The organism is Massilia sp. P2_C2 (assembly GCF_056404615.1).
Window position 1 is genome coordinate 1 of sequence record NZ_JBFUDR010000053.1, and the last position, 21,464, is coordinate 21,464.

The window sequence follows — 21,464 nt, forward strand, 5'->3', positions numbered from 1 at the left end:
AAAAGGCTGTCATGAGGCGATTGCACGGCGAGGCGCGGAAGCGATCATTCYAACGCGAAGGAACGCCAAGCCATGGAAGGACCGGCGGCCGGTGCAGAAGCTCGCAATGCCATCCYGGACGCCACGCGCCGCCTCGGACGGAAGATATGGAAGAAATAGACCGGCTATCATCGGCGCAGCCTCGTCGAAACCAAGATGCGTTGTTTTAAACTGCTCGGTGAACGAGTCATGGCGCGAGACTTCGACCGCCAGGTCGCCGAGTTGCAGGTGCGTGCCGCCATCCTCAACCGCTTCACGCGGCTGGGCACGCCCARGACRGTCGCCATGCGCTAAATCCGTCCAGGGTTTGGGGCATTACGCGCTCAGCCGATTTATGCAGCAAAGCCGTTTTCCATCCATCAGCATTGGACGCATGATCCTAATAATTTAAAATTTTCACAAAATAACCAGAACCTGTTTACTAACCTTCTGGCTAGTAAAGCTCAGGTTTCTCCTATGAAGAACCATGGCTATACTTTCTAGAAAGTTGGTAACTTTGTCGCTATACATCGTATCTGTCGCACAACATCAAAGGAACTTACATGCCTCAACCACTTAACCCCGTTGCACAAAAACTGGTGGACGAGTCCGTTCTCGTAGCGGAAAATTATTTCAACTTCACCAATAATTTTTTGGGGATTGTTGGCTTTCCCATTGGGATCGGTTGCATCAGCACAGAAAACCCGGTGTTTTATGCTGCGCTTTCTATTGGATTCCTCTTATTGGTCTGGGGTTGTGAAATTCATGCCTACAAACGCAAGCTTCAAATTCTCCGAAACATTAAGCACCCGTCCATGACCCCATGTATGGTGATTAAGAAATCTCCGGCAGCTTTGTTCAGTATGGTCTTCTTGGGATGCATTGCTACAGGTTGGATCAATACTTCGGGGCCTTCATTTTTCACCGCCGAAGGTCAATCTCGCCCCTCATGCTCGGTCCCTGCAAGTAATGCGAACCTGGGGAAGTCGTGACTCATCCTTGCATAGTGATTACATACCATACGCCTAGCTTCTACGAGTGGGCTTTGACATTCGATCAAGAAGAAGCAGATGGCGATACGGGCGAAACATCCATCAAGGATTGTCTTCTATCTGCGCTCGGCAGCTTACCGACCGAAGGTGGGCCTGTCGAGATTCGCTACCGTGGTATCCATATGGGAACCTATAGCCCACATGAAGTTGAAAAGCTGTCAGATGAAATCGCGGCAGCTATCGCGGATAGGTATCGCCTTCTCTTCTCCGCGGAGTTGAGCACCTGACAAACGCCCCAATTTCCGATCCACCATCACGCTATATCAGCAGCTCTTTCACTCAAATGAGAGGTCGAAACGGCGTTGTTGCATAAATCCGCAAGTCTTTGATTTTATTAAATAAAAATTCTGATGCAAAATAAATAATTGAATTAAGAAGAAATAACTTAACGATTATTTGTGCAACAAAGCCCTGTTAATGTGCAAATTTTTAGGCGGAAGAGCAAGAACAATGAGCGGAATCTTCACACTATCCATCGAGTGCGTCGGCGGTAGGTATCTTAAAGAACCATATCGGTTCGTGATCGAGGTGCCAGTCGAATTGACGCTGGGCGACTTGGCGTCGCATATCATTGGGATGGTCGATTTCGAGGGCGATCACCTCGACGAGTTCTATCTTGCAAATGGCCTACGCGGCAAGAAAACTTGGTTCACGCCGAATGGGGAATGGGACGAGGACGATGCGCACGTAATGGACATAAAGCTATCCGCAATCTTCCCGCTGCCCAAGCACAAGATGCTGTACTATTTTTATGACTTCGGCGCATCGTGGTGTTTTCAGATTACCAAGCGGGGCAAGGAAACAAAGCCGCAGCCAGAAATCGGGTATCCGTGCATCGTGTCCGAAACAGGTTTGAAGCCGAAGGAGTTCGGTGATGATGAGGATTGGAACGGCGATGACGAGGACGATTCAGATAGCGATTGAACTAATAGTTTGCGCCGAACGTCAGCTTTTCACGTAGGAAGCTGTCGATGTTCAACGACGTGATTCGCTGACGGCAGCTTTTGCGAACACGTCAGCAGCTTTCCCCTACGCAAGGTGGGGTCGAAACTGTGATGGCATTTAACTGGTTGATTAAAGTGGAATTTTGGTGTGATCGCATATTCATGCGGTTGAAACCCGCATGAACAGCGGTTGTTCTTGATGTGGAGGGGCTTGGGAAGCTTCTGCTCTACCATTGAGCTACACCCGCGTTGCCTGCATTCTACGCGGGTTTTGCATCAATTGACAACGTCGCTGCCCGCCCCTACCCCTAGCGGGCCGACAGGCGACGGAAATATTTCTGCGACGGCATGTCCACGGCGTGGTGCAGCACGACGGACAGGACGAAGACGGCCAGGAACGACAGCCACAGGTACCACTGGTTGATCTGGTGGGAGCCGGTGACGAAGGCCGCCTTCAGCAGGTCGTAGACGAGGTAATGCACCATGTAGGTCGAATACGAGATCTCGCCGAGGTAGACGAGCACGGGCGTGGACAGGCCGGCCGTGATGCYGGACGTCGTCACGCTCAGGTAGGCGATCAGCAGCGCGAACGTGAGCGGGATCAATGCGTAGTCGGGCGTCGACGTGAAGGCGTACAGGACGCACAACCCGAGGAAGGCCGCAAGCGCCGCGGTCGAGTTCCGCTCCAGGAAATCGCGGTGGTTGACGTACAGCGAACCGACGAAGACCCCCATCAGGAACTCGAACATGGTGCGCACGAGGGCCATGTGCGGGATGTCGGCGCCGATCGACCGCAGGCCGCTCTTCGCATAGATCAGGTGCAGGACGGCGGCGGCCAGCACGATGCACAGCAGGTGGGCGACGATGCCGCCGCGCAGCTTGCGCAGGCTGAATGCCATCAGCGGGAAGAACAGGTAGACGAACCATTCCGAACTGATCGACCAGGACGGCACGTTCCAGGTCAGGTCGCTGCCGAACCACATATGCACCAGGAACATGCTCTGGATGAAAGCGGTCCACGTATAGGTTTCCGGCGCGGCCCCGCTGCTCGACAGGTACGTGAACGCCGCGAACAGCGCCAGGTAACCGCCCAGCATCACGAAATGCAGCGGATAGATGCGGGAAAACCGGTTCCAGTAAAACTTGCCCACGCTGTGCGGGAAATTCTTGCAAAGCGCGGCGTGATAGCTCAGGAAGATCACGAAGCCGCTCAACAGGAAGAACAGGTCGACGGCCAGGTAACCGTGCGCGATGAATGCCTTGACCGGCCCCGGCACCGTATCGTTCATGAGGTGCAGGGAGTGATAGAACACCACCCACCAGGCGCAGATGCCCCGTAGTCCTGCAAGTTGATTCAGCTTCACGGTAATGCACGTCCTTTTGCTTTGAGTTGGTCGCGCATCACGCGCACCGTGTACTGGTCGATCGCCACCGTCAGGCTGAGCATGTAGAAGATGTACGGCTGGTAGGCGATGCCGACGAACGAGCCGCCGGCGAGAAACACGAAGATCGACGTCATCATGGCATTGGCCAACCCGGCAATCCAGGCCATGCCGGGATCGTTTTTCCAGGTGCGCTTCAACTTGATGAGCTTGACCAGTGCGAGTCCGATCATCAGGAAATAGATGACGAAGCCGAACATGCCCTGTTCGCCCAGCACCTCGAAATAAATACTGTGGAAAGCCTTGCCGCCAATCTGGCCTTCGGGCAGGTGGATGACCTCGCCATCCGGCGAAACGCCGACGATGCGGTTGTGCAGGAAGGCGTCGAAACCGCCGCCCAGCGGATGCTCGCGGACGTAGCCGAGCGTCCATTCCCACACCTTGATCCGGCCCATTGCCGACGAGTCCGCGTTATACGTCTCGATCGTGGACATGCGGTTACCCCAGCGCGTGGCGGACAGGTCGAGATTCAGGATCACGATCCCGGCCAGCGCAAGGCCCGCGATCCACCACATTTTCTTTTTCGACTGGAGCATCGAGATCAGGCACATCACGCCCACGGCGATGATGCCCGTGCGCGCCGTCGTACCGACCACGGTCGCCAGGGCGATGACGATAATGCCGAGGAACAATCCTTTCGTCAGCAGGTTGCGCGGAAAAATCACGGTATGGCGCATGAGGAACAGAATCAGCGGGATCAGCATCACGGAAACGACCGCCAGCGTGCTGCTTTCGGACAAACCGGTATTGCCGGTTCCCATGACGGCCAGCGTGCCATAACCGCCGCCGCCGAGGATGGTCTTCACGCCGGCCGAGAACAGGATCGTACTGGCGGAAAACAGGAAAACCAGGAGGAAGGCTTCGATCTGGATGCGCGAACGGAAAATAAACGGAATCAGGACGGCGAACATGAGCACCTTGGACGCCCAGTCCCATTTACCCCAGGCCTGCGTTGGAAGATCCGACAGGGATGTCGTGAACGTCACCCAGATGCCGAATATGGTGATCAGCACAAGGATGGGACCGAACTTCGGCGGCGCTTTCTTGTCGCGGACGAGGAACAGCGTCAGCGTGGCCAATGCCGCGATGAACGACAGCGGCGCGTCGTTGATGATCGACCAGGCGAGGTGCTGGGGCCGCACGATGTCGACCCAGACAAAGCCCAGCGCGGCGGCGAAAGCGGCGGAAAAACCCGCGAACATCAGGGCGGCAAAGACAGCCGCTAATATAAGACTCTGCATACGTGTGATGCCTTGCGCAACAGTAAAAAGCGGCGGCCCGCGTTGTCCGGAACAGGTAAACGCCGACGCTGTGTTTATTTGCGAACGTTCTTTTGGGCCGGCGGTGGCGTTTGCTGTTCGTCTCTTGAAAACCAGGGCAGCAGCCTGTCGAGTTTGATTGCGCGTATGACCGTATAGATGATGAGCGTGCTGAAAATCAATATTGCTGCGTTGTCAATCATGCGTGACCTTTGACGGTATGCTGCCGGATACCGATGAGTTACCGGAATGAACGGGCGCTAGGATAGCACGCGGGGTACGGCAGCACCGTTGCCTCAACGGACTTTGTATTATCAGCCAGTCTTTAAATTGAGTACAACACTCTTTCCTGCCGCGTGCCGCCGTACCAACACGCGGCGTATTGACGGCACGCAGTCCGAGYGCGTAACGTCTTATATGTTTTTTTGCATGAGCTTGTGCCGAAAAATTCGTTGGGCTGTCCTTGGATGGGCTCGTATATTGACAACTCGTCCATAAACTAGCGGAGGCATCGTGGCGCCCGAATTACTGCTGCGAAAAATTCCCACCCCGGCGCAGGCCGCCGGCCTCCAACCGCCGCTGCCCATGCGGGGCGACCGCTTCCAGGAGGACGACTGATGGCCGACTTCGACATCGGCGCGATCGTGCGCGACCTGCACGATGCACGCCAGCAATGGCGCCAGGCCCACCGTGCGGCCGGCGAAGTCCGCGGCATCGAGTTTCCGTCGCGTGAAGCGCTGGCAACGATCCTCGGGCAACTGAAGGGCGTGCTGTTTCCGCTGCGCCTGGGCCCGCCCGACCTGCGCCAGGAAAGCGAGGACTTCCACGTCGCGCACGCCCTCGATACCGCCCTGCACGCGCTGCTGCGCCAGATCCGCATCGAACTGCGCTACAGCGCCGCGCTGCGCCACCTGACGGATACCGACATCGAACGGCAAGCCCTGGACGCCACCCGCGCGTTCGGCGCGGCGCTGCCCGGCATCCGTATCCTGCTCGACAGCGACGTGATCGCCGCCTACCAGGGCGACCCGGCCGCGCGCAGCGTCGACGAAGTGCTGCTGTGCTATCCGGGCATCCATGCGATGATCCACCACCGCCTCGCGCACTGCCTGTATGGTCTCGGCCTGCCGCTGCTGGCACGCATCATCGCCGAACAGGCGCATGCGGAGACAGGCATCGACATCCACCCGGGTGCCACCATCGGCGCCGGCTTCTTCATCGACCACGGCACGGGCGTCGTGATCGGCGAGACGGCCCTGATCGGCCAGCGCGTGCGCCTGTACCAGGCCGTCACGCTGGGCGCCAAGCGCTTCCCGGCGAATGCCGACGGTACGCTGCAGAAGGGCTTGCCGCGCCATCCGGTCGTCGAGGACGACGTCGTCATCTATGCCGGCGCCACCCTGCTGGGCCGCATCACCGTCGGCAAGGGCGCCGTCATCGGCGGCAATGTCTGGCTGACGCACGACGTGCCGCCCGGCGCCCGCGTGGCCCAGGCCGCGTCGCGCGAGGACGATCCGGGCGGGCCGGGCGATTCGGCCTGATCCCGTCGCACGGTTTGCCGCAGTTTGCCGCAGTTTGCTTACCTGGGGCTCTCGACGGTATAGCCCTTGGACTGCAGCGCGGCCAGGTAGCTCGTGGGGCCGACGATGTTCTGGATTTCCAGCACGGCAAAGGTTGCGGTGTTGTTGGCGAGCGCTTTGTCCGCCGTCCTGATCCATGCGGTGCGCAGGCGCTCGCGCACCTGGCGCAGGCCTGCGGCATCTTTCGCGATCAAACTGTTCGTGAGCGCATCGAGGCAGACGTCGCGGCGTTCCTCGAAGTTCAGGCCGCGGATCTCGGCGATGTCGCCATTGGCCCATGCATTCGCGCGCACGCGCATCGTTTCGAGGTCGACGTCCAGGCTGTCGAGCGTTTTCGTGAAGCAGACGAGGTCGTCCACCTGCGAATTCTTGAAGTCGCGCACGAGCTTGCGCGGGTCGTCCAGCGTCACGTCGTAACCGGAGTCGCTCAGCCTGACCTTGTTCTTCTTCGCGATGTCCTCGATCGTGCCGAGGACTTCGCTGCCATACGTCAGGCCGCTTTGCTTGAGGCCCGCGATCAGCAATTCCTCGCCCGCGAAGACGGGACGGTAGTGTTCGATGCCGTCGTCGTCGCCGATGTATTTCGCCTTCAGCACCGTCCAGTGCGCGTAGACGTCGGCGGGGACGACGTCGTGCAGCACGGCATCGTCTGGATTGCGCTTGATGCCGATAAGACTGGGCAACGCGGTCAGCCCGCGGAAGAAGCCGATGTGGGCCTTCGCGACCGGCGGCATCAGGACTTCCTGCGACTTCGCCACGAGGCGCTCGACGCGCGACGCATCCCACTGCATTTTCTGCGGCAACGGCGCGTAGGTGCCGAACACCCACATCACATGCGTCCCCTTCGACACTTTCCACACGCCGGGGCCGGGCCGGCGTCCTTCAACGACGACCGTGGCCGGGACGGCATCCGGCGCGTTGACCGGGTCGGGTGCGACCGCAGCGGTCGAGGTGGATGATGCCGTCGATTCGGCGGCTGCGGGTTGCGCGGCCTGGTCCACACCCTGGGCCAGCACCGGCAGTGCGAGCAGGCCCAGCCAGAATGCACAGGCATGACGCCGTGTTCTCTTCCTCATGGGAATCCCTCTTATTGTTGTGTGGCGCAAGCTTAACGCCTGGGTGCCCGCCATGCCTACAGGCGCAACGAAGTGTTACACGTTTGACATGCATACGTCACAACTTTTGGACTGTGCTTATTTCGGGCTTTCGACCGTATAGCCTTTCGTCTTCAGGTCGGCCAGGTAGCCGTTCGGGTCGACGATGTCCTTCATCTGCAGAAGCGCGAACGTGGACGCGTTGTCGGCCAGCGATTTTTCGGCCGCTTTCATCCAGTTGGCGCGGATGCGTTCGCGGACGTTCTGGAAAGCCGGCGTCGTTTTGGCCAGGGAACTGTTCAGCAGGGCATCAACGCAGACGTCATCCCGCTTTGCGAGATCCAGGCGCGCGAGATCGGCGATATTGCCGTTGGCCCAGGCATTGGCACCGGCCCGCATGGTACCGATGTCACCGTCCAGGCCCTCCACGGTCCTGGTGAAGCACGCCAAATCTTCCATCTGGCTCTTCTTGAACTCTTTCAGCGTACGGCGCGGGTCGTCGAGCTGGATGCCGAGCATGGTCCAGGTCAGCTTGACCTTGTTCTGCTTGGCGATCTTCTCGATCTGACTGGACACGGCCATGTTCTGGACGAGACCGTTCTTCTTCAGGCCCGCATGCAACAGTTTCTCGGCTGCGAAGAGCGGACGATCGCGCTCCGCGCCGTCGTCGTTGCCGATGTACTTGTCCTTCAAGACCTGCCAGCGCGCATACACGTCCGGCGGCAGCACGTCCTGCAGTTTCGCGCCATCCGGATTGTTCTGCAGGCCGATCATGGTCGGCAGCAGGGTCAACCCGCGCCACCATCCGACGCCGATGCTGAAGCCGGGCGGCAGCAGCACTTCCTGCGATCGGGCGACGAGGCGCTCCACGTGCGACGCATCCCATTCCATCTTCTGCGGCAGCGGAGAATACAGGCCGAACACCCACATCACGTGGTCGCCCTTCGACACTTTCCAGACGCCGGGACCGGGCCGGCGGCCCTCGACGACGACGGTGGCCGGCGGGGGCTCGGTGGCGTCGGCCGCCTGGACGGCGGGGGCGGTTTCAGCGGCGGACTGGGCCGCGGTCTGCGCCAGGACCGGCAGGGTGAAACAAGCCAGGTACAGCGCGCATGCGTAACGCTTGGTCGTATTCGTCATCGGACATCCCTTTGTTGTTGTGTGCGCAAAAGCTTAGCGCGAGGGATGAACCTGGCCTAACGGGGCAACGAAGTGTTACAAGTTTGACATGCATATCTGGTTACGGTTCGGACGGCACGTCGGCGGGCCGGTCCAGCAACTCGTGCGCCAGTTTGAGGCCCTCGACCATCGTATCGAACGCCGCCCGCTTCGCCTCCTCGCCGGGCACGCGCAGCACGTATGACGGGTGGTACGTGGTGACGACCCAGCGCCCTTCGTGGCGCAGCGGTTTGCCGAGGGAGTCCTTCAGGGTGACGTTGGCCGTGCGCAGCACGGATTTCAGCGCGGTGGCGCCGAGGGCCACGATGACGGTCGGTTTGACGCTCGCCAGCTCCTTGTCGAGCCAGTAGTAACAGGCCTCGATCTCGCGCTGTGCAGGGGTCTTGTGCAGGCGGCGCTTGCCGCGCGGCTCCCATTTGAAATGCTTGACGGCGTTGGTGACGTAGATCGTGTCGCGGGCGACGCCGGCCGCCTCGCACACGCGGTCGAGCAGCTTGCCGGCCGGGCCCACGAACGGCTGGCCCGCGAGGTCTTCCTGGTCGCCCGGCTGCTCGCCGACGAACATGATCTTCGCCCGCTTCGGCCCTTCTCCGCCGACGGCCTGGGTGGCGAACTGCCACAGCTCGCAGCGGCGGCATTCGTCGAGTTTCGACGGCTGCTGGCGCTCCGGCTGGGCGTCCTCGGGGGCGATCGGGATCGTCGTACCCTTGCGCTGGCCGACGGCCTCGTACTGCCCCACCTTGCGCGCGCCCAGTGCGGCCTCGCTCACCATGTGCGGCACGATCTTCGCCTCCGGCAGGTGCTTCCAGCGGTGCGACGGGATGTGCTGGTGCATGACATCCGTATTCAGGCGCGCCGGGTTGAACACGCTGCGGTAGTAGGTCAGCCATAGCGCTTCGCCGGTGTCTTCCAGGTCGGCGGCGTCGCGCACGAGAGGGCCGGTATTGTGCAGGGTATGGCCATCCCACAGGACGCTCGCCTCGGGCGTGGCGATCATCCAGCTGACCTTGCCCATGCGGCTGACGAAGTGTTCCGCCACCTGCGGCAGCACGTCGTGGCGCGGTTCGTACCAGGCGACGAAGCGCGGCGGGCCGGCTTCTTCCGGGCGTTCGCGGAAGCGGATGTAGGCATGCATGTCGTGTTCCTCGCGGCGCACCGCCTTCACCATCGCATGCAGCCGCGCGCCGTCCTCGTCGGCCGGCGACTGCACGTCGTGCTCGCCCTGCTGCCAGCGCCAGATCACGCGGTACAGGAAGGCCCAGCGGTCCGGCACGCGGCAGCACGCGGCCGCCTGCAGCATCTCCATCAGCGAGCGCGGGATGTGCGGCGCGGGGCGCAGCGGCGCCGCGTTTTCTGCCRCTGGTTCAGTCGGTGATATGGAAGAATTATCGGATGCCTCGGTAGAAGGCGGCGCACCCGTGAACAGGTCGCTAGCGCCCAGCAGGTCGCCCATGTGCGGCGCGCCCCACGTCACCCGTTCCGGTGGAATGCCATGGATGAGCAACTCGCGCGCCGCCTCGCGCCATTCGGCGAACGTCTCGACCTGCAGCGGCTGCCCGGCGCGCACCAACTCGTCCGCCGGACGCGGATCGGTATGCGGGGCAGGCTGCGCGATCATCATGCCGCCTGCAATTCCGGCCACAAATTCATCTGCTGCGGGGCGTCGGCCAGGTTACGCCGCAGCAGGTGGGACGACGCGGCGTCCTGCGCCGGTTTGTAGTCCGCCGTGATCACGAAGGGTGCCAGTTTTTTCAGCCCGCAGCGCAGGCGCGACAAGTCTTCCCAGCGGATGCGCCGCAGCCGCCGCAGGTCGATCAGGCGCTTCGCCGTGCGCAGGCCGATGCCCGGCACGCGCGCGATCATGCCCTCGTCCGCGCGGTTCAGGTCGAGCGGGAAGTGCTCGCGGTTGGAGAGTGCCCAGGCGAGCTTCGGGTCGATGTCCAGCGCCAGGTTGCCGGCCTGGGGCATCAGTTCCTGCGCGGTAAAACCGTAGCCGCGCAGCAGGAAGTCGGCCTGGTACAGCCGGTGCTCGCGCAGCAGCGGCGGCGGCGCGGACGGCACGCTGGACGGGCTTTGCGGGATCGGGCTGAACGCGGCGTAGTACACGCGTTTCAGCCTGTAGCTGCCGTACAGCGTCTGCGCCGTATTCAGGATCGTCCGGTCGTCGCTGGCGTCGGCGCCGACGATCATCTGCGTGCTCTGCCCGGCCGGCGCGAACGTGGGCGCCTTCGGGTGATCGTCCTTTTCGTCCAGCTTCGTGCGGATCGCCCCCATCGCCAGCTTGATCGTGTGGACGCTCTTTTCCGGCGCGAGCTTCGTCACGCTGTCCTGCGTGGGCAGCTCGATGTTCACGGRCAGGCGGTCGGCATGGCGGCCCGCCAGCTCGATCAGGCGCGGATCGGCGTCCGGAATCGTCTTCAGGTGGATGTAGCCGCGAAACTGGTGCTCTTCGCGCAGGCGGCGCGCCACCTCGACCAGCTGTTCCATCGTGTAGTCGCTCGACTGGATGATGCCCGAGCTGAGGAACAGGCCGTCGATGTAGTTGCGCAGGTAAAAGTCACGGGTGAGCCGCACGACTTCGTCGACGGAAAAACGGGCGCGCGGCACGTTCGACGTGCGCCGGTTCACGCAGTACTGGCAGTCGTAGACGCAAAAATTCGTCAGCAGGATCTTGAGCAGCGACACGCAGCGCCCGTCCGGCGTATAGCTGTGGCAGATGCCCATGCCGTTCGTGGCGCCGAGGCCGTCCTTGTCGACGGAATCGCGCTTCGGCGCCCCGCTGCTGGCGCAGGAGGCATCGTACTTGGCCGCGTCGGCCAGGATCTCGAGCTTGTCTTTGAGTTCCATCGCGCGAAAAAATACTGTATGGATTTACAGTATAACGCGTATCGGCTCCGGCGTGCCGTGCGCGAACGCACTGTTGCGGCCATTCCTTGTAAAGCTGTCGGCCTTCATTTCACAATGGTAATATCAAGGCCCCCCTTCATCCCCGGCCCGGGAACCACCATGTCCGTTCAGTTTCGCAACAACGTCCACGTGACCGGCTCCGGGTCCACGACCATGGTATTCGTGCATGGTTTCGGCTGCGACCAGACCATGTGGCGCCATATCGTCCCGGCGTTCGCCGACCGCTACCGCATCGTGCTGTACGACCTGGTGGGCAGCGGCCAGTCGGACTGGTCGGCCTACGACCGCGCGAAGTATGGCAGCCTGCAAGGCCACGTGACGGACCTGCTGGAAGTACTGGATGCGTGCGCGGCCGGTCCGGCGGTCGTCGTCGGGCATTCGGTGGGCGCGTCGATCGCGCTGCTGGCAACGGTCGCGGCGCCGGAGCGCTTCGTCGCCCAGGTGCTCGTCGGGCCGTCGCCGTGCTATGTGAATGATGGCGACTACATCGGCGGCTTCAACCGCGAAGACATCGCCGGGCTGCTGGAGGCGATGGAACAGAATTTCACCGACTGGTCGCACAAGATGGCGCCCGCGATCATGGGCGCGCCCAACCAGCCGGAACTGGGACAGGAACTGACGCGCAGCTTCTGCCGCAACGATCCCTCCATTGCCAGGCATTTCGCGCGCGTGACCTTCCAGTCCGACATCCGCGCCGACGTGGCCCGTTCGACGGTCCCCGCGCTGATCCTGCAATGCAGCGACGACCTGATCGTGCCGCGCGCAGTGGGCACGTGGCTGCATCGCCACCTGGCCCATAGCGTGCTGCGCGTGATCGACAACGTGGGCCACTGCCCGCACCTGAGCGCGCCGAGGGCGAGTTCGGTCGCAATCGAGACTTTTCTCGCGCGGGCCTTACGCCCGCTAACACACTGCTAACGTCATGCGTGGGCACGTTTCATTGGATTGATGCCCCCGGCATCAATCCCCCCCGGCCCCAAATGCCCACCCTACGCCCACGTACGGTAGGGTGGGCGGCCCTCCGCCCACGCGGAACGCCAACACGCCACGTACGTCACGCGGCACCGATATATCCGTTCGCCTGCGCCAGCAGCGCGGGCCCCATGCGCGCCGCCACGCGGTGCAGGTAGCCGGCGGCGGGCAGGACGCCGGCGGCGCCCGCGCGGTGCAGCCATGCATAAGCTTCCACCAGGTCGGGCGGCACGCCCTGCCCCGCCGCATACATCACCCCGAGGTTGAACTGGGCGCGCGCATGGCCCTGGCGCGCGGCGCACAGGTACCAGAAATGCGCGGACTCGTAGTCGCGCTCCGCGCCGTGGCCGCTGTCGTGGCGCAGGCCCAGCGCGAACTGCGCGAGCGCGTGGCCCTGCTCGGCCGCCTTGCGGTACCACAGCGTGGCCTGGCGCGGATCCACGGTGCCCGTGTCGTCGCGGTCGAACAGCTGGCCCAGCGCGTACTGCGCGGGCGCGTAGTCCTGCTCGGCCGCCTTGCGGTACCAGTATGCGGCTTCGCGCTCGTCCTGCGTGACGCCGTTGCCGCTCTCGTAGCGCAGCGCGAGGTCGAACTGCGCGCGCAGATGGCCCTGTTCTGCGGCCTTGCGGTACCAGTCCAGCGCCAGTGACGCATCCTGCGGCACGCCGTGGCCGGCATCGATCAGCTGGCCGAGGTGGTACTGGGCGCCGGCGAAGCCCTGGTCGGCCGCCTGGCGGTACCAGTGCGCGGCCTGCGCATGGTCCTGCTCGACGCCCTGGCCGTGTTCATAACGCAGGCCGAGGTTGTCCTGCGCCGCGGCGTGGCCAAGCTCGGCCGCGCGCCGGAACCATGCCAGCGCCAGCTGCGGGTCGCGCGCGACGCCGTGGCCGGCATCGTAGATCAGCGCGAGATTGAACTGCGAGCTTGCATGCCCCTGTTCTCCGGCGCGGCCGTACCACAGGATCGCCTTCTCGCTGTCCTGCGGCAGGTCCTGGCCCTTGTCGTAGCGCAGGCCGAGGTTGAACTGGGCCGGCGCATAGCCCTGCTCCGCGGCCTTGCGGAACCAGTGGATGGCCTGCTGCACGTCGCGCTCGACGCCCTGGCCGCTCAGTTTCCCACTTTCATAGCGCAGCGCGAGGCTGAACTGGGAACGCGCGTAATTCTGCTCGGCCGCCTTGCGATACCAGGCGATGGCCTGCGCGATGTCCTGGGCGACGCCCTTGCCGCCCTCGTACATCATGCCGAGATTGTGCCGGGCGCCGGGATCGCCCTGTTCGGCCGCCTTGCCGAACCAGTGCAACGCCTCGTGCACGTCGGCCGGCGTGCCCTGGCCTTTCGCATACAGCCACCCAAGATTGTACTGGGCCTGCACATAGCCCTGCTCCGCAGCCTGGCGGTACCAGTACAGCGCCTGGCCCGGGTCCTGTTCCACGCCCTGGCCCTTCTGGTACATCACGCCGAGGTTGTACTGGGCCTGTTCGAGGCCGCTGCTCGCGGCCATGCGATACCACGCGACGGCCAGCTCGTAGTTGCGCGGCACGCCCTGGCCGTTCACGTACATGAAGCCCAGGCTGTGCTGGGCCGTGGCCACGCCGCGCTCGGCCAGCGCTTTTACACGCAAGAATTCCGAGGTGTGGCGGGACTCAAGCTCGCTCGGTGACGCCTGGTCGGGCATGGCGCATCAGGCCTGGAAGGCGAGCACGTTCGAGACGCCGGCCGGCAGCGCCTGCGCGCTCAGCACGTCGATGAAGCGGCCGAGCGGCATCGGGCGGTGGTACAGATAGCCCTGCATCGTCAGGCAGCCGTTCGCGCGCAGGTAGCGCGCCTGCGATTCCGTTTCCACGCCTTCCGCGATCAGGTTCAGGCCCAGGCCGCGCGCGATCGAGATGATCGCCAGGACCACCGGATAATGCCCATGCTCGTCGTGGATCTCCTTGACGAACGACTGGTCGATCTTGATCGTGTGGACCGGGAAGCGGTGCAGATAGGCCAGCGACGAATAGCCGGTGCCGAAGTCGTCGATCGCCACCGACACGCCCAGCTGGCCCAGTTTGTTGAGCTGCTCGATCGCGTGCTGCGGGTTGCGGATGCAGATGTTCTCGGTGATTTCGACTTCGATCTGGCTCGGCGCGATCCCGTAACGTACCAGGGCGCCGCGCATCTTTTCGAAGAAGTCCCCCCGGTCGAGGTATTGCGGCGACAGGTTCAGCGACAGCCGCACCTGGTTGCCGCCGATGTTCTTCCACTGCAGCATGTCACGGCACAGGGCGCCGATCATCCAGTCCGAGATCGGCAGCATCATGCCGTTCTCTTCCGCGAACGGCAGGAATTCGCCCGGCGAGACGATGCCGCGCGTGGGGTGGTTCCAGCGCATCAGCGCCTCGGCGCCGACGATGCGGCCGCTGATGGCGTCGATCTGCGGCTGGTAGTACATCTCCAGCTCGTTGTTCTCGAGCGCGCGGCGCAGGCTCTGTTCCAGCGCGATCTTCTGGTGCGACACGTCCTGCATCGACGGGTCGTAGAACGCGTGGCCGTTCTTGCCCTGCCCCTTGATCTGGTACATGGCGATGTCGGCGTGGCGCAGCAGTTCGTCGATCGATTCGCCGTGGATCGGATAGACCGCGATACCGATCGATGCCGAGATGTGCACGGCATGGCCGTCCAGGTCGAACGGTTCCTGCAGCACCTCGAGGAATTTGTCGGCCACCATGCGCGCATCGTCGCGGTCGCGCAGCTCGGGCAACACGATCGTGAATTCGTCGCCGCCCTGGCGCGCCAGCGTGTCGCCGCGGCGCAGGCATTCTTTCAGACGGCTCGCGGCCTGCTGCAGCAACTCGTCGCCCTTCACGTGGCCGAGCGTGTCGTTCACGAGCTTGAAGCGGTCGAGGTCGATGAACATGACGGCGAGTTCCGTCTGCTTGCGCTTGGCCTGGATGACGGCGAGGCCGAGGCGATCCTTGAACAGGATGCGGTTCGGCAGGTCCGTCAGGATGTCGTGGTAGGCCTGGTACGAGATGACTTCTTCCGCGCGCTTGCGGTCGGTGATGTCGCGCGCCACGCCATAGGTGCCGTAGAACTCGAGCTTCCTGACCTCCTGGTCGGGCACGTGCATGCCGATGGCGTTCAGCGAGATCGTCATCAGCGTGTTGTTGAAGGTGCGCTCCTGGTTGGCGCCGGCGTGGCACTTCAGGCGCAGCTCGACGTTGCGCGAGGCCCGCTCGTCCACGCGGCGCTCGTTGAAGACGTAGCGCGCGCGCTCGAGGTCTTCGTCGTGCACGAGGATCGAATAATGCTGGCCGATGAGTTCTTCGCGCTTGTAGCCGAGCAGCTGGTAGGCGCGGTCGTTGATGAAGGTGAACTTGCCTTCGTGGTTCAGCGTATAGATGATGTCCGGCGACGAATCCACCAGGTAGCGGTACATCTTCTCGGAGTTTTCCAGCTGGTTGGCGATGCGCGCGTTGGCTTCTTCCAGGCGGCGCTGCTTCAGCGCGTTCGCCACGGTCTTCAGCAGTTCCTCGCGGCTGTACGGCTTGCGCAGGTAATCGTAGGCGCCGCGTTTCAGCGCGCCGATGGCCGCGTCGATGCCGACCTCGCCGCTCATCACGATGACGTCGGCGTCGATGCCCTTTTCGTTGATGAAGTCCATGATCTCGTGGCCGCCGATGTCGGGCAGGCGCAGGTCGAGCAGCACGAGGTCGAAGCGCAGGCGCGACAGGTGCGCCAGCGCTTCGCTGCCGGTGGCCGCCGTGACGAGCTGGTAGCCGCGGCCCTGCAGCAACTCGTACAGCGACGAGAGCAGGCGGGGTTCATCGTCGACGAGCAGGAGCCGGGGCTGGTCACTGCCGAGCGAAGAATGCGTGTCGTGGGGGCTGGACGACGGGACGCTGGCGGAGAATGGGTTCATCGTTACCTTATACGGGTCCGAGTGCGCGCACCGGCAGCGTGGCCGGGGCGCCGGCACCGGCATGCGCCGGCAGCAGGATTTCAAAACTGGTGCCGGTCGTGCCGCTGCGGCAGGCGATGTGCCCGTTCAGCTTCTTGACCAGGCTATGCACGATCGACAGGCCGAGGCCATGGTGCGGCCCCTCCTTCGTGCTCTTCACGGCCGAGAACAGGTTGGCCAGCACGTCGCGCGACAGGCCGGGGCCGGTGTCGGAGACGACCAGTTCCAGGTACAGCCTGCGCTCGCGGTTCACGTGGCCGCGATTGGCGATCTCGATGCGGCCGCCGCTGCCCGCCAGCGCCTCGATCGCGTTCTTCACGAGATTCACGAGGATCTGCTTGAGGATGTCGGGGTCGCCCTCGATGCGGCTGTCGGCGTCCGTCATGCTGACGACGATCTCGACGTTCGCCGGAATGAAATTCGTCGTGCGGAACAGGCGCAACACGTCGTCCACGACCTTCGCCACGTCCGCGGCCGGCGCGCCGCCTTCCACCCTGGACGTAGCGACGCCCGGCTGGATCTCCGTCAGGCTGCCCACCAGCTGGCCCACGCGGTCGATCTCCTCGTTCAGGATCGACAGCTCGGCGTTGACCGGTTCCTGGCGTTCCAGCTTGCTGTCCAGGACGGACAGGTAATTCTTGATGATAGCCAGCGGGTTGTTCACTTCATGGACCACACGGCGCGATGCTTCCCGGTATTCCTCGGCCACMTGGGCGAGTTGGCGGCGCGCATGGCCCCGTTCCGACATCGCCGTCTCGAGCGCGCCCGCGGCCTGCGCCCCGAACGCCTGCAGGAAGCGCTCGCGCTTCTGGCAGGTCGGCAGCTGCCAGGCGGCGACGCCGCCGATCAGCACACCGAGGCAGCGCGCGCCCGCGACCAGCGGCAGGCAGACGAACGATTCGGTACCCAGCATGCGCAGCAGCTGTTCTTCCGCGAGGTCGAGCGGACGGCCGTCGCGGCGGATGAAGCCCAGGCGCCGGTCCAGCGCGGACTGCGCCACGGCGCCGCCCTTCGCCAGCGGGATCGTGAACTCCGCGACGCGCTGCTGGTTGGCGGTCGGCGCGCCGATGAGGGCCTGGCCGGTCGGATTCTCCAGCAGCACGACGGCGTTCTCGAAATCGAACAGGATGCGCGCCGAGCGCGTCATCGCTTCCAGCAGGCTGGATTCTCCCTGCTGGCGCGCGAACGTCTGCCCCACCTCGGACACGAGCACGAGGTTGCGCACTTCCTCGGACAGGCGCTGCTGCACGGGATCGACGGGCGGGGGCGGCGCGAACGCGGGCGGCGCCGGCAGGTCGTCGGCGCCGGCGAGGTCGATGCCGAGGTGGATCGCGGCCTTCTCGACCTGGCGCGCGGCCAGGCCCAGCAACTCGTCCGGCGCCTCGGGATCGAGGCCGCACAAGGCGCGCGCCTCGTCCACCAGGCCGTCGTCGTTGGCATGGCTGGACAGCACGTGGGCCAGGCGCACGATGCGGATCAGCGGATGCGCCGCTTCCAGGCGCGCGCTCGGTTCGTGGTGGTACAGGACGGAATCGGCCAGGAAGGAATCGAGCTGCCAGCGCTCGATCAGCCAGGCGCCCGCCTCGGCGTGCGTGATCTGCAGGGTGCGCTGCTCGACGGCGCACAGGTCTTCGTCGTCGCGCGCCGTGAAGTTGAACGCGTATTCCTTGGGCGCCGTCGCCAGCAGTGCCAGGCGGCCGACGTTGTGCAGCAGGCCGGCCAGGTAGGCCTCTTCCGGCTGCGAATAATTCATGCGGCGCGCCGCCTCGCGCGCCAGCACGGCGGCGGTCAGCGAATTCTTCCAGAACGCACGCAGGTCGGTGGCGCCGGAATTCGGAAAACTGTTAAACGTCTGGAACACGGAATCGCTGATGACCAGCGTCTTGATCATGTCCGTGCCCAGCGCCACCATGGCTTGTTCGAGGTTCGGCTGGCGGCTGTTGCGGTGGTAGGCCGAGCTGGTGGCGACGGTGAGGATCTTGCCGGTCATGCCGGCATCCTTGGCAACCAGCGCCGCCAGTTCCGGCATGCCCAGATCGTCCGCCTGCAGGTGTGCAAGCAGCTTGATGAGAATCTGGGGCATGGCCGGCAAACGTGCGATCAGCAGTCGGTTGCGGATGTCCTGGTCAGGTTGATGTATGGTTTCAAGCACGGCCGCCAACTCATGTTTGGGTCATGGCCGCCTTCCTTCGTGAGGAGCCGCCACAGGATTCGTTCTCGCGGTCCACGGAATAAAGCGAAGATGATATTGTTATTCCGGGCATGAAAAACTTATCTTAGCATATATACATTTCTGACCGGGAACAATACTTTCCGAGTAAATTCCGGCGTTTTAGAGTCGTATTTCAACCACTTCGTATTGACAAATCGCAGATAAAGTAAAGAAATTTGTCACTCTTACATGACTGGCGTTCAGGCTAGCGCTTTGTAACGACGATATTGGCGCGACGTCATCCAGCACGCCAGCGACGCCAGCGCGAACGCGGCCTGGCCGAGCGCCATCGCCAGCACGGAATGCGTGAGCGCCGGCGCGATGATCCCGGCGACCAGCGCGCCCATCAGCGTCGTCACGAACGACTGGCACGATGCCACCGTGCCGCGGATGTGCGGAAACAGGTCGAGCGCCAGCAAGGTGGCGCTGGGGTTGATGATCGAACTGCCGAAGTTATAGAAGAACATCGGCAGCACGGTCCACGGCAGCGCCGGCGGCAGCACGGCGTGGTACGTGACGGAGCCGCTGACGGCCGCCAGCATGAAGGCGTAGCCGATCGCGATCTGGCGCGAGAACGTCATGCGGCCCGCCAGCCGGTTGGCGGCCAGCGCCCCCAGGAAGATGCCGCTCACGGCCGGCACGAACAGCCATGCGAAATCCGACGGCCCGAGGTGCAGGTGCACGGGCAGCAGCACGGGCGCGCCGGCGATGAACAGGAACATGCCGCCGAAGTTGAACGCGACGATCCCGGACTTCATCTGGAACAGCACGGAACTGAAAATGTCGCGGTAGCTGCGCGCGAGGAAGCGCGGATTGAACGGCTGGCGGCGCTCCACCGGCATCGTCTCCGGCAGGTGCTGCCAGCACACCCACCACAGCACGATGGAAAACGCCAGCAGGCCGAGGAAGATGGAACGCCAATCGAATGCGGACACCACCCAGCCGCCCAGCACGGGCGCGATGGCCGGCGCGATGGAAAAGATCATCGTCACCATCGACAGCAGGCGCGCGGCCGGCGCGTCCGAATACAGGTCGCGGATGATCGCCCGCCCCACGACGACACCCGCCCCGGCCGAGACGCCTTGCATGATGCGGAAGATCCACAGGTAGTGCACGGAATGCGCCGAGGCGCAGCCGAGCGTCCCGACCGCGAACACGATCAATCCGACGAGGACCACATTGCGCCGCCCGAACGCATCCGACAGCGCGCCGTGCCACAACGACATCGCGGCGAAGGCCAGCATGTAGGCCGTCAGCGTCTGCTGCACTTCCAGCCCGGTCGCGTTCAGCGACGCCTGGATGGCGGGGAATGCGGGCAGGTAGGCGTCGACGGAGAACGGTCCCAGCATCGACAGCGCGGCCAGCAGGGAGGCGAGGCCGCCGGCCGACAGCATCGTGATCTTGTGCGGTGCCGGCAGCGGGACCGGGGTGACGGGGTCTTTCGGTAGATTGTCGGGTTCGGGTAGCATTTACTGGTCTTCTTTAGGTTTTGCCGCATCGCGCCGGTTGAAGCCCGCGACCATGTCGAAGCGGAACAAACGGCATTCGAGCGCGCCGTTGAAGAACGGGGTCTTGCGCGACTCCTTCAGGCGCAGCATCTTGGGCAGGCCCAGGTCGGCCGTGAACAGGTACACCGTCCAGCCGGCGAAGCGCTGCTTCAGCGTGGCGGAAAGCTGCTGGTAGAAGCCGACGGCCATCTCGTCCTGCGGGATGGTGGAGTCGCCGCGCACGCCGATCCGCTCGCCGTACGGGGGATTGGTCAGCAGGATGCCGGGCRTGGGCACGGGCGGCTGCACCTGCTGGGCCTCGATCTGCTTCAGCGGCACCTCGAACAGGATGCCGGCCGAGCGCAGGTTGTGGCGCGTCATCGCGACCATGTCGCCGGAGATGTCGGAGCCGAAGATCGTGGGCTCTGCCGGCAGCGGGTTCGGCTTGATCGCCGTCTTCATGTCCTGCCAGGCCTTCGCATTGAAGTTCCTGAATTTTTCGAAGGCGAAGCGGCGGCGCGCGCCGGGCGGGATGCCCTGCACCATCTGCGCGGCTTCGATGAGGATCGTGCCCGAGCCGCACATCGGATCGAACAGCGGCACGCCGGGCTTCCATCCCGCGACGCGCAGCAGCCCGGCGGCCAGGTTCTCGCGCAGCGGCGCGTCGCCCGTCTCCTCGCGCCAGCCGCGCTTGAACAGCGCTTCGCCGGACGTGTCGAGGTAGATCGTGAAGTTGCGCTGGTCGAGGAAGCCCATGATGCGCATGTCCGGCTCGCGCGTGTTGACGGACGGACGGCGGCCGAACTGGTCGCGGAAGCGGTCGCACACGGCGTCCTTGATCTTCAGCGTGGTGAACTCGAGGCTCGTCAGCGGCGACTTGATGGCGGTGATGTCGACGCGGATCGTGTGGTCGACGCTGAACCAGTCTTCCCACGGCTGTTCCAGCACGAGGTCGTAGATGTCGTTTTCGTTGGCATAGGTGCGGTTGGCGATGCGCAGCAGCACACGCGACGCGATGCGCGAATGCAGGTTGATGAGGTATGCGTCGGGATTCGTGCCCGAGCAATGCACGCCGCCCGGCACCTGGTTGTGCACCTTCAGCGTCGTGCTGCCGGTGGTTTGCGCGATCTCGGCCAGCTCGTCGGCCAGCGCCTGTTCCATGCCGCGCGGGCAGGGGCAAAAGTAGGAAGCCATGATAGGAGTACCCTTTATCCGTAGTTTAAATATTCGGGGTCAGAGCTCGAATTTCCCGGTTGAGCTCTGACCCCGACTGACTAATATTCGGGGTCAGAGCTCGAATTTCCCGGTTGAGCTCTGACCCCGACTGACTAAAAAAGAAGCGGCCGGGATGAAGGCCCGGCCGCCGGTGAATCAT

Annotated in this window: 16 protein-coding genes and 1 pseudogene; 6 read left to right on the top strand and 11 right to left on the bottom strand. The window is 63.4% G+C overall.

Annotated elements, in window-relative coordinates; translation table 11 throughout:
* The 4 genes and pseudogenes from AC1DYX_RS09015 to AC1DYX_RS09030 form a co-directional block, all read left to right on the top strand.
* Positions 1 to 333 (top strand): annotated as a pseudogene (locus tag AC1DYX_RS09015) (transposase); the annotation flags it as partial.
* Between the two features lie 248 nt (positions 334 to 581).
* A complete protein-coding gene (locus AC1DYX_RS09020) occupies positions 582 to 1,010 on the top strand; it encodes a hypothetical protein (protein ID WP_477258440.1) in 429 nt (142 codons plus the stop codon).
* Positions 1,011 to 1,063: 53 nt separating this feature from the next.
* Positions 1,064 to 1,297: a hypothetical protein gene (locus tag AC1DYX_RS09025; protein ID WP_477258442.1), complete on the top strand. Its 234-nt coding sequence runs from the start codon at positions 1,064 to 1,066 to the stop codon at positions 1,295 to 1,297.
* A 223-nt stretch (positions 1,298 to 1,520) separates the two neighbouring features.
* A complete protein-coding gene (locus AC1DYX_RS09030; RefSeq protein WP_477258444.1) occupies positions 1,521 to 1,994 on the top strand; it encodes an IS1096 element passenger TnpR family protein in 474 nt (157 codons plus the stop codon).
* 328 nt (positions 1,995 to 2,322) lie between these two features.
* Here AC1DYX_RS09030 and AC1DYX_RS09035 read toward each other — a convergent pair whose 3' ends face one another.
* Together AC1DYX_RS09035 and AC1DYX_RS09040 are read right to left on the bottom strand one after the other, a co-directional pair.
* A complete protein-coding gene (locus tag AC1DYX_RS09035) occupies positions 2,323 to 3,378 on the bottom strand; it encodes an acyltransferase family protein (protein ID WP_477258446.1) in 1,056 nt (351 codons plus the stop codon).
* On the bottom strand, positions 3,375 to 4,697 hold the full coding sequence (locus tag AC1DYX_RS09040; protein WP_477258448.1) for a putative O-glycosylation ligase, exosortase A system-associated: 1,323 nt from the start codon (positions 4,695 to 4,697) through the stop codon (positions 3,375 to 3,377). The genes AC1DYX_RS09035 and AC1DYX_RS09040 overlap by 4 nt, the downstream gene beginning before the upstream one ends.
* Before the next feature lie 635 nt (positions 4,698 to 5,332).
* On the opposite strand from AC1DYX_RS09040, the gene epsC reads away from it, so the two are divergent.
* A complete protein-coding gene (gene epsC, locus AC1DYX_RS09045; protein ID WP_477258450.1) occupies positions 5,333 to 6,256 on the top strand; it encodes a serine O-acetyltransferase EpsC in 924 nt (307 codons plus the stop codon).
* 38 nt (positions 6,257 to 6,294) lie between these two features.
* On the opposite strand, the gene AC1DYX_RS09050 is transcribed toward epsC, so the two are convergent.
* The 4 genes from AC1DYX_RS09050 to AC1DYX_RS09065 all read right to left on the bottom strand — a co-directional run bounded on the left by AC1DYX_RS09050 (position 6,295) and on the right by AC1DYX_RS09065 (position 11,415).
* Complete coding sequence (locus tag AC1DYX_RS09050; protein ID WP_477258452.1) at positions 6,295 to 7,371, bottom strand: TraB/GumN family protein; 1,077 nt, start codon at positions 7,369 to 7,371, stop codon at positions 6,295 to 6,297.
* A 117-nt stretch (positions 7,372 to 7,488) separates the two neighbouring features.
* The gene (locus tag AC1DYX_RS09055) at positions 7,489 to 8,529 is read right to left on the bottom strand and encodes a TraB/GumN family protein (protein WP_477258454.1); all 1,041 of its coding nucleotides are present in this window, start codon (positions 8,527 to 8,529) and stop codon (positions 7,489 to 7,491) included.
* A 100-nt stretch (positions 8,530 to 8,629) separates the two neighbouring features.
* Positions 8,630 to 10,189, bottom strand: a complete 1,560-nt coding sequence (locus AC1DYX_RS09060; protein ID WP_477258456.1) for a UdgX family uracil-DNA binding protein — start codon at positions 10,187 to 10,189, stop codon at positions 8,630 to 8,632.
* Complete coding sequence (locus AC1DYX_RS09065; RefSeq protein ID WP_477258458.1) at positions 10,186 to 11,415, bottom strand: putative DNA modification/repair radical SAM protein; 1,230 nt, start codon at positions 11,413 to 11,415, stop codon at positions 10,186 to 10,188. Before AC1DYX_RS09065 ends, AC1DYX_RS09060 begins: the two co-directional genes overlap by 4 nt.
* A gap of 159 nt (positions 11,416 to 11,574) precedes the next feature.
* Here AC1DYX_RS09065 and AC1DYX_RS09070 point away from each other — a divergent pair, with 159 nt between their 5' ends.
* A complete protein-coding gene (locus AC1DYX_RS09070; protein WP_477258460.1) occupies positions 11,575 to 12,393 on the top strand; it encodes an alpha/beta fold hydrolase in 819 nt (272 codons plus the stop codon).
* Between the two features lie 136 nt (positions 12,394 to 12,529).
* On the opposite strand, the gene AC1DYX_RS09075 is transcribed toward AC1DYX_RS09070, so the two are convergent.
* From AC1DYX_RS09075 to AC1DYX_RS09095, 5 genes are all read right to left on the bottom strand, one after another.
* Positions 12,530 to 14,122 carry a tetratricopeptide repeat protein gene (locus tag AC1DYX_RS09075; RefSeq protein ID WP_477258462.1) on the bottom strand — a complete coding sequence of 531 codons (1,593 nt, stop codon included), beginning with the start codon at positions 14,120 to 14,122 and terminating at the stop codon, positions 12,530 to 12,532.
* Positions 14,123 to 14,128: 6 nt separating this feature from the next.
* Positions 14,129 to 16,351 (bottom strand): putative bifunctional diguanylate cyclase/phosphodiesterase, encoded by a 2,223-nt coding sequence (locus AC1DYX_RS09080; RefSeq protein ID WP_477258464.1) that lies wholly within the window; start codon positions 16,349 to 16,351, stop codon positions 14,129 to 14,131.
* 7 nt (positions 16,352 to 16,358) lie between these two features.
* Positions 16,359 to 18,473, bottom strand: a complete 2,115-nt coding sequence (locus AC1DYX_RS09085) for an HDOD domain-containing protein (protein WP_477258466.1) — start codon at positions 18,471 to 18,473, stop codon at positions 16,359 to 16,361.
* 329 nt (positions 18,474 to 18,802) lie between these two features.
* Positions 18,803 to 20,071, bottom strand: a complete 1,269-nt coding sequence (locus tag AC1DYX_RS09090; RefSeq protein WP_477258468.1) for a multidrug effflux MFS transporter — start codon at positions 20,069 to 20,071, stop codon at positions 18,803 to 18,805.
* Complete coding sequence (locus tag AC1DYX_RS09095; protein ID WP_477258470.1) at positions 20,072 to 21,283, bottom strand: THUMP domain-containing class I SAM-dependent RNA methyltransferase; 1,212 nt, start codon at positions 21,281 to 21,283, stop codon at positions 20,072 to 20,074.
* Positions 21,284 to 21,464: the final 181 nt, after the last annotated feature.

Coding starts and splice junctions, on each gene's coding strand:
- AC1DYX_RS09055 (WP_477258454.1), bottom strand. CDS start 8,529: ATGACGAATACGACCAAGCGTTACGCATGCGCGCTGTACCTGGCTTGT.
- AC1DYX_RS09075 (WP_477258462.1), bottom strand. CDS start 14,122: ATGCCCGACCAGGCGTCACCGAGCGAGCTTGAGTCCCGCCACACCTCG.
- AC1DYX_RS09040 (WP_477258448.1), bottom strand. CDS start 4,697: ATGCAGAGTCTTATATTAGCGGCTGTCTTTGCCGCCCTGATGTTCGCG.
- AC1DYX_RS09080 (WP_477258464.1), bottom strand. CDS start 16,351: ATGAACCCATTCTCCGCCAGCGTCCCGTCGTCCAGCCCCCACGACACG.
- epsC (WP_477258450.1), top strand. CDS start 5,333: ATGGCCGACTTCGACATCGGCGCGATCGTGCGCGACCTGCACGATGCA.
- AC1DYX_RS09030 (WP_477258444.1), top strand. CDS start 1,521: ATGAGCGGAATCTTCACACTATCCATCGAGTGCGTCGGCGGTAGGTAT.
- AC1DYX_RS09090 (WP_477258468.1), bottom strand. CDS start 20,071: ATGCTACCCGAACCCGACAATCTACCGAAAGACCCCGTCACCCCGGTC.
- AC1DYX_RS09050 (WP_477258452.1), bottom strand. CDS start 7,371: ATGAGGAAGAGAACACGGCGTCATGCCTGTGCATTCTGGCTGGGCCTG.
- AC1DYX_RS09020 (WP_477258440.1), top strand. CDS start 582: ATGCCTCAACCACTTAACCCCGTTGCACAAAAACTGGTGGACGAGTCC.
- AC1DYX_RS09070 (WP_477258460.1), top strand. CDS start 11,575: ATGTCCGTTCAGTTTCGCAACAACGTCCACGTGACCGGCTCCGGGTCC.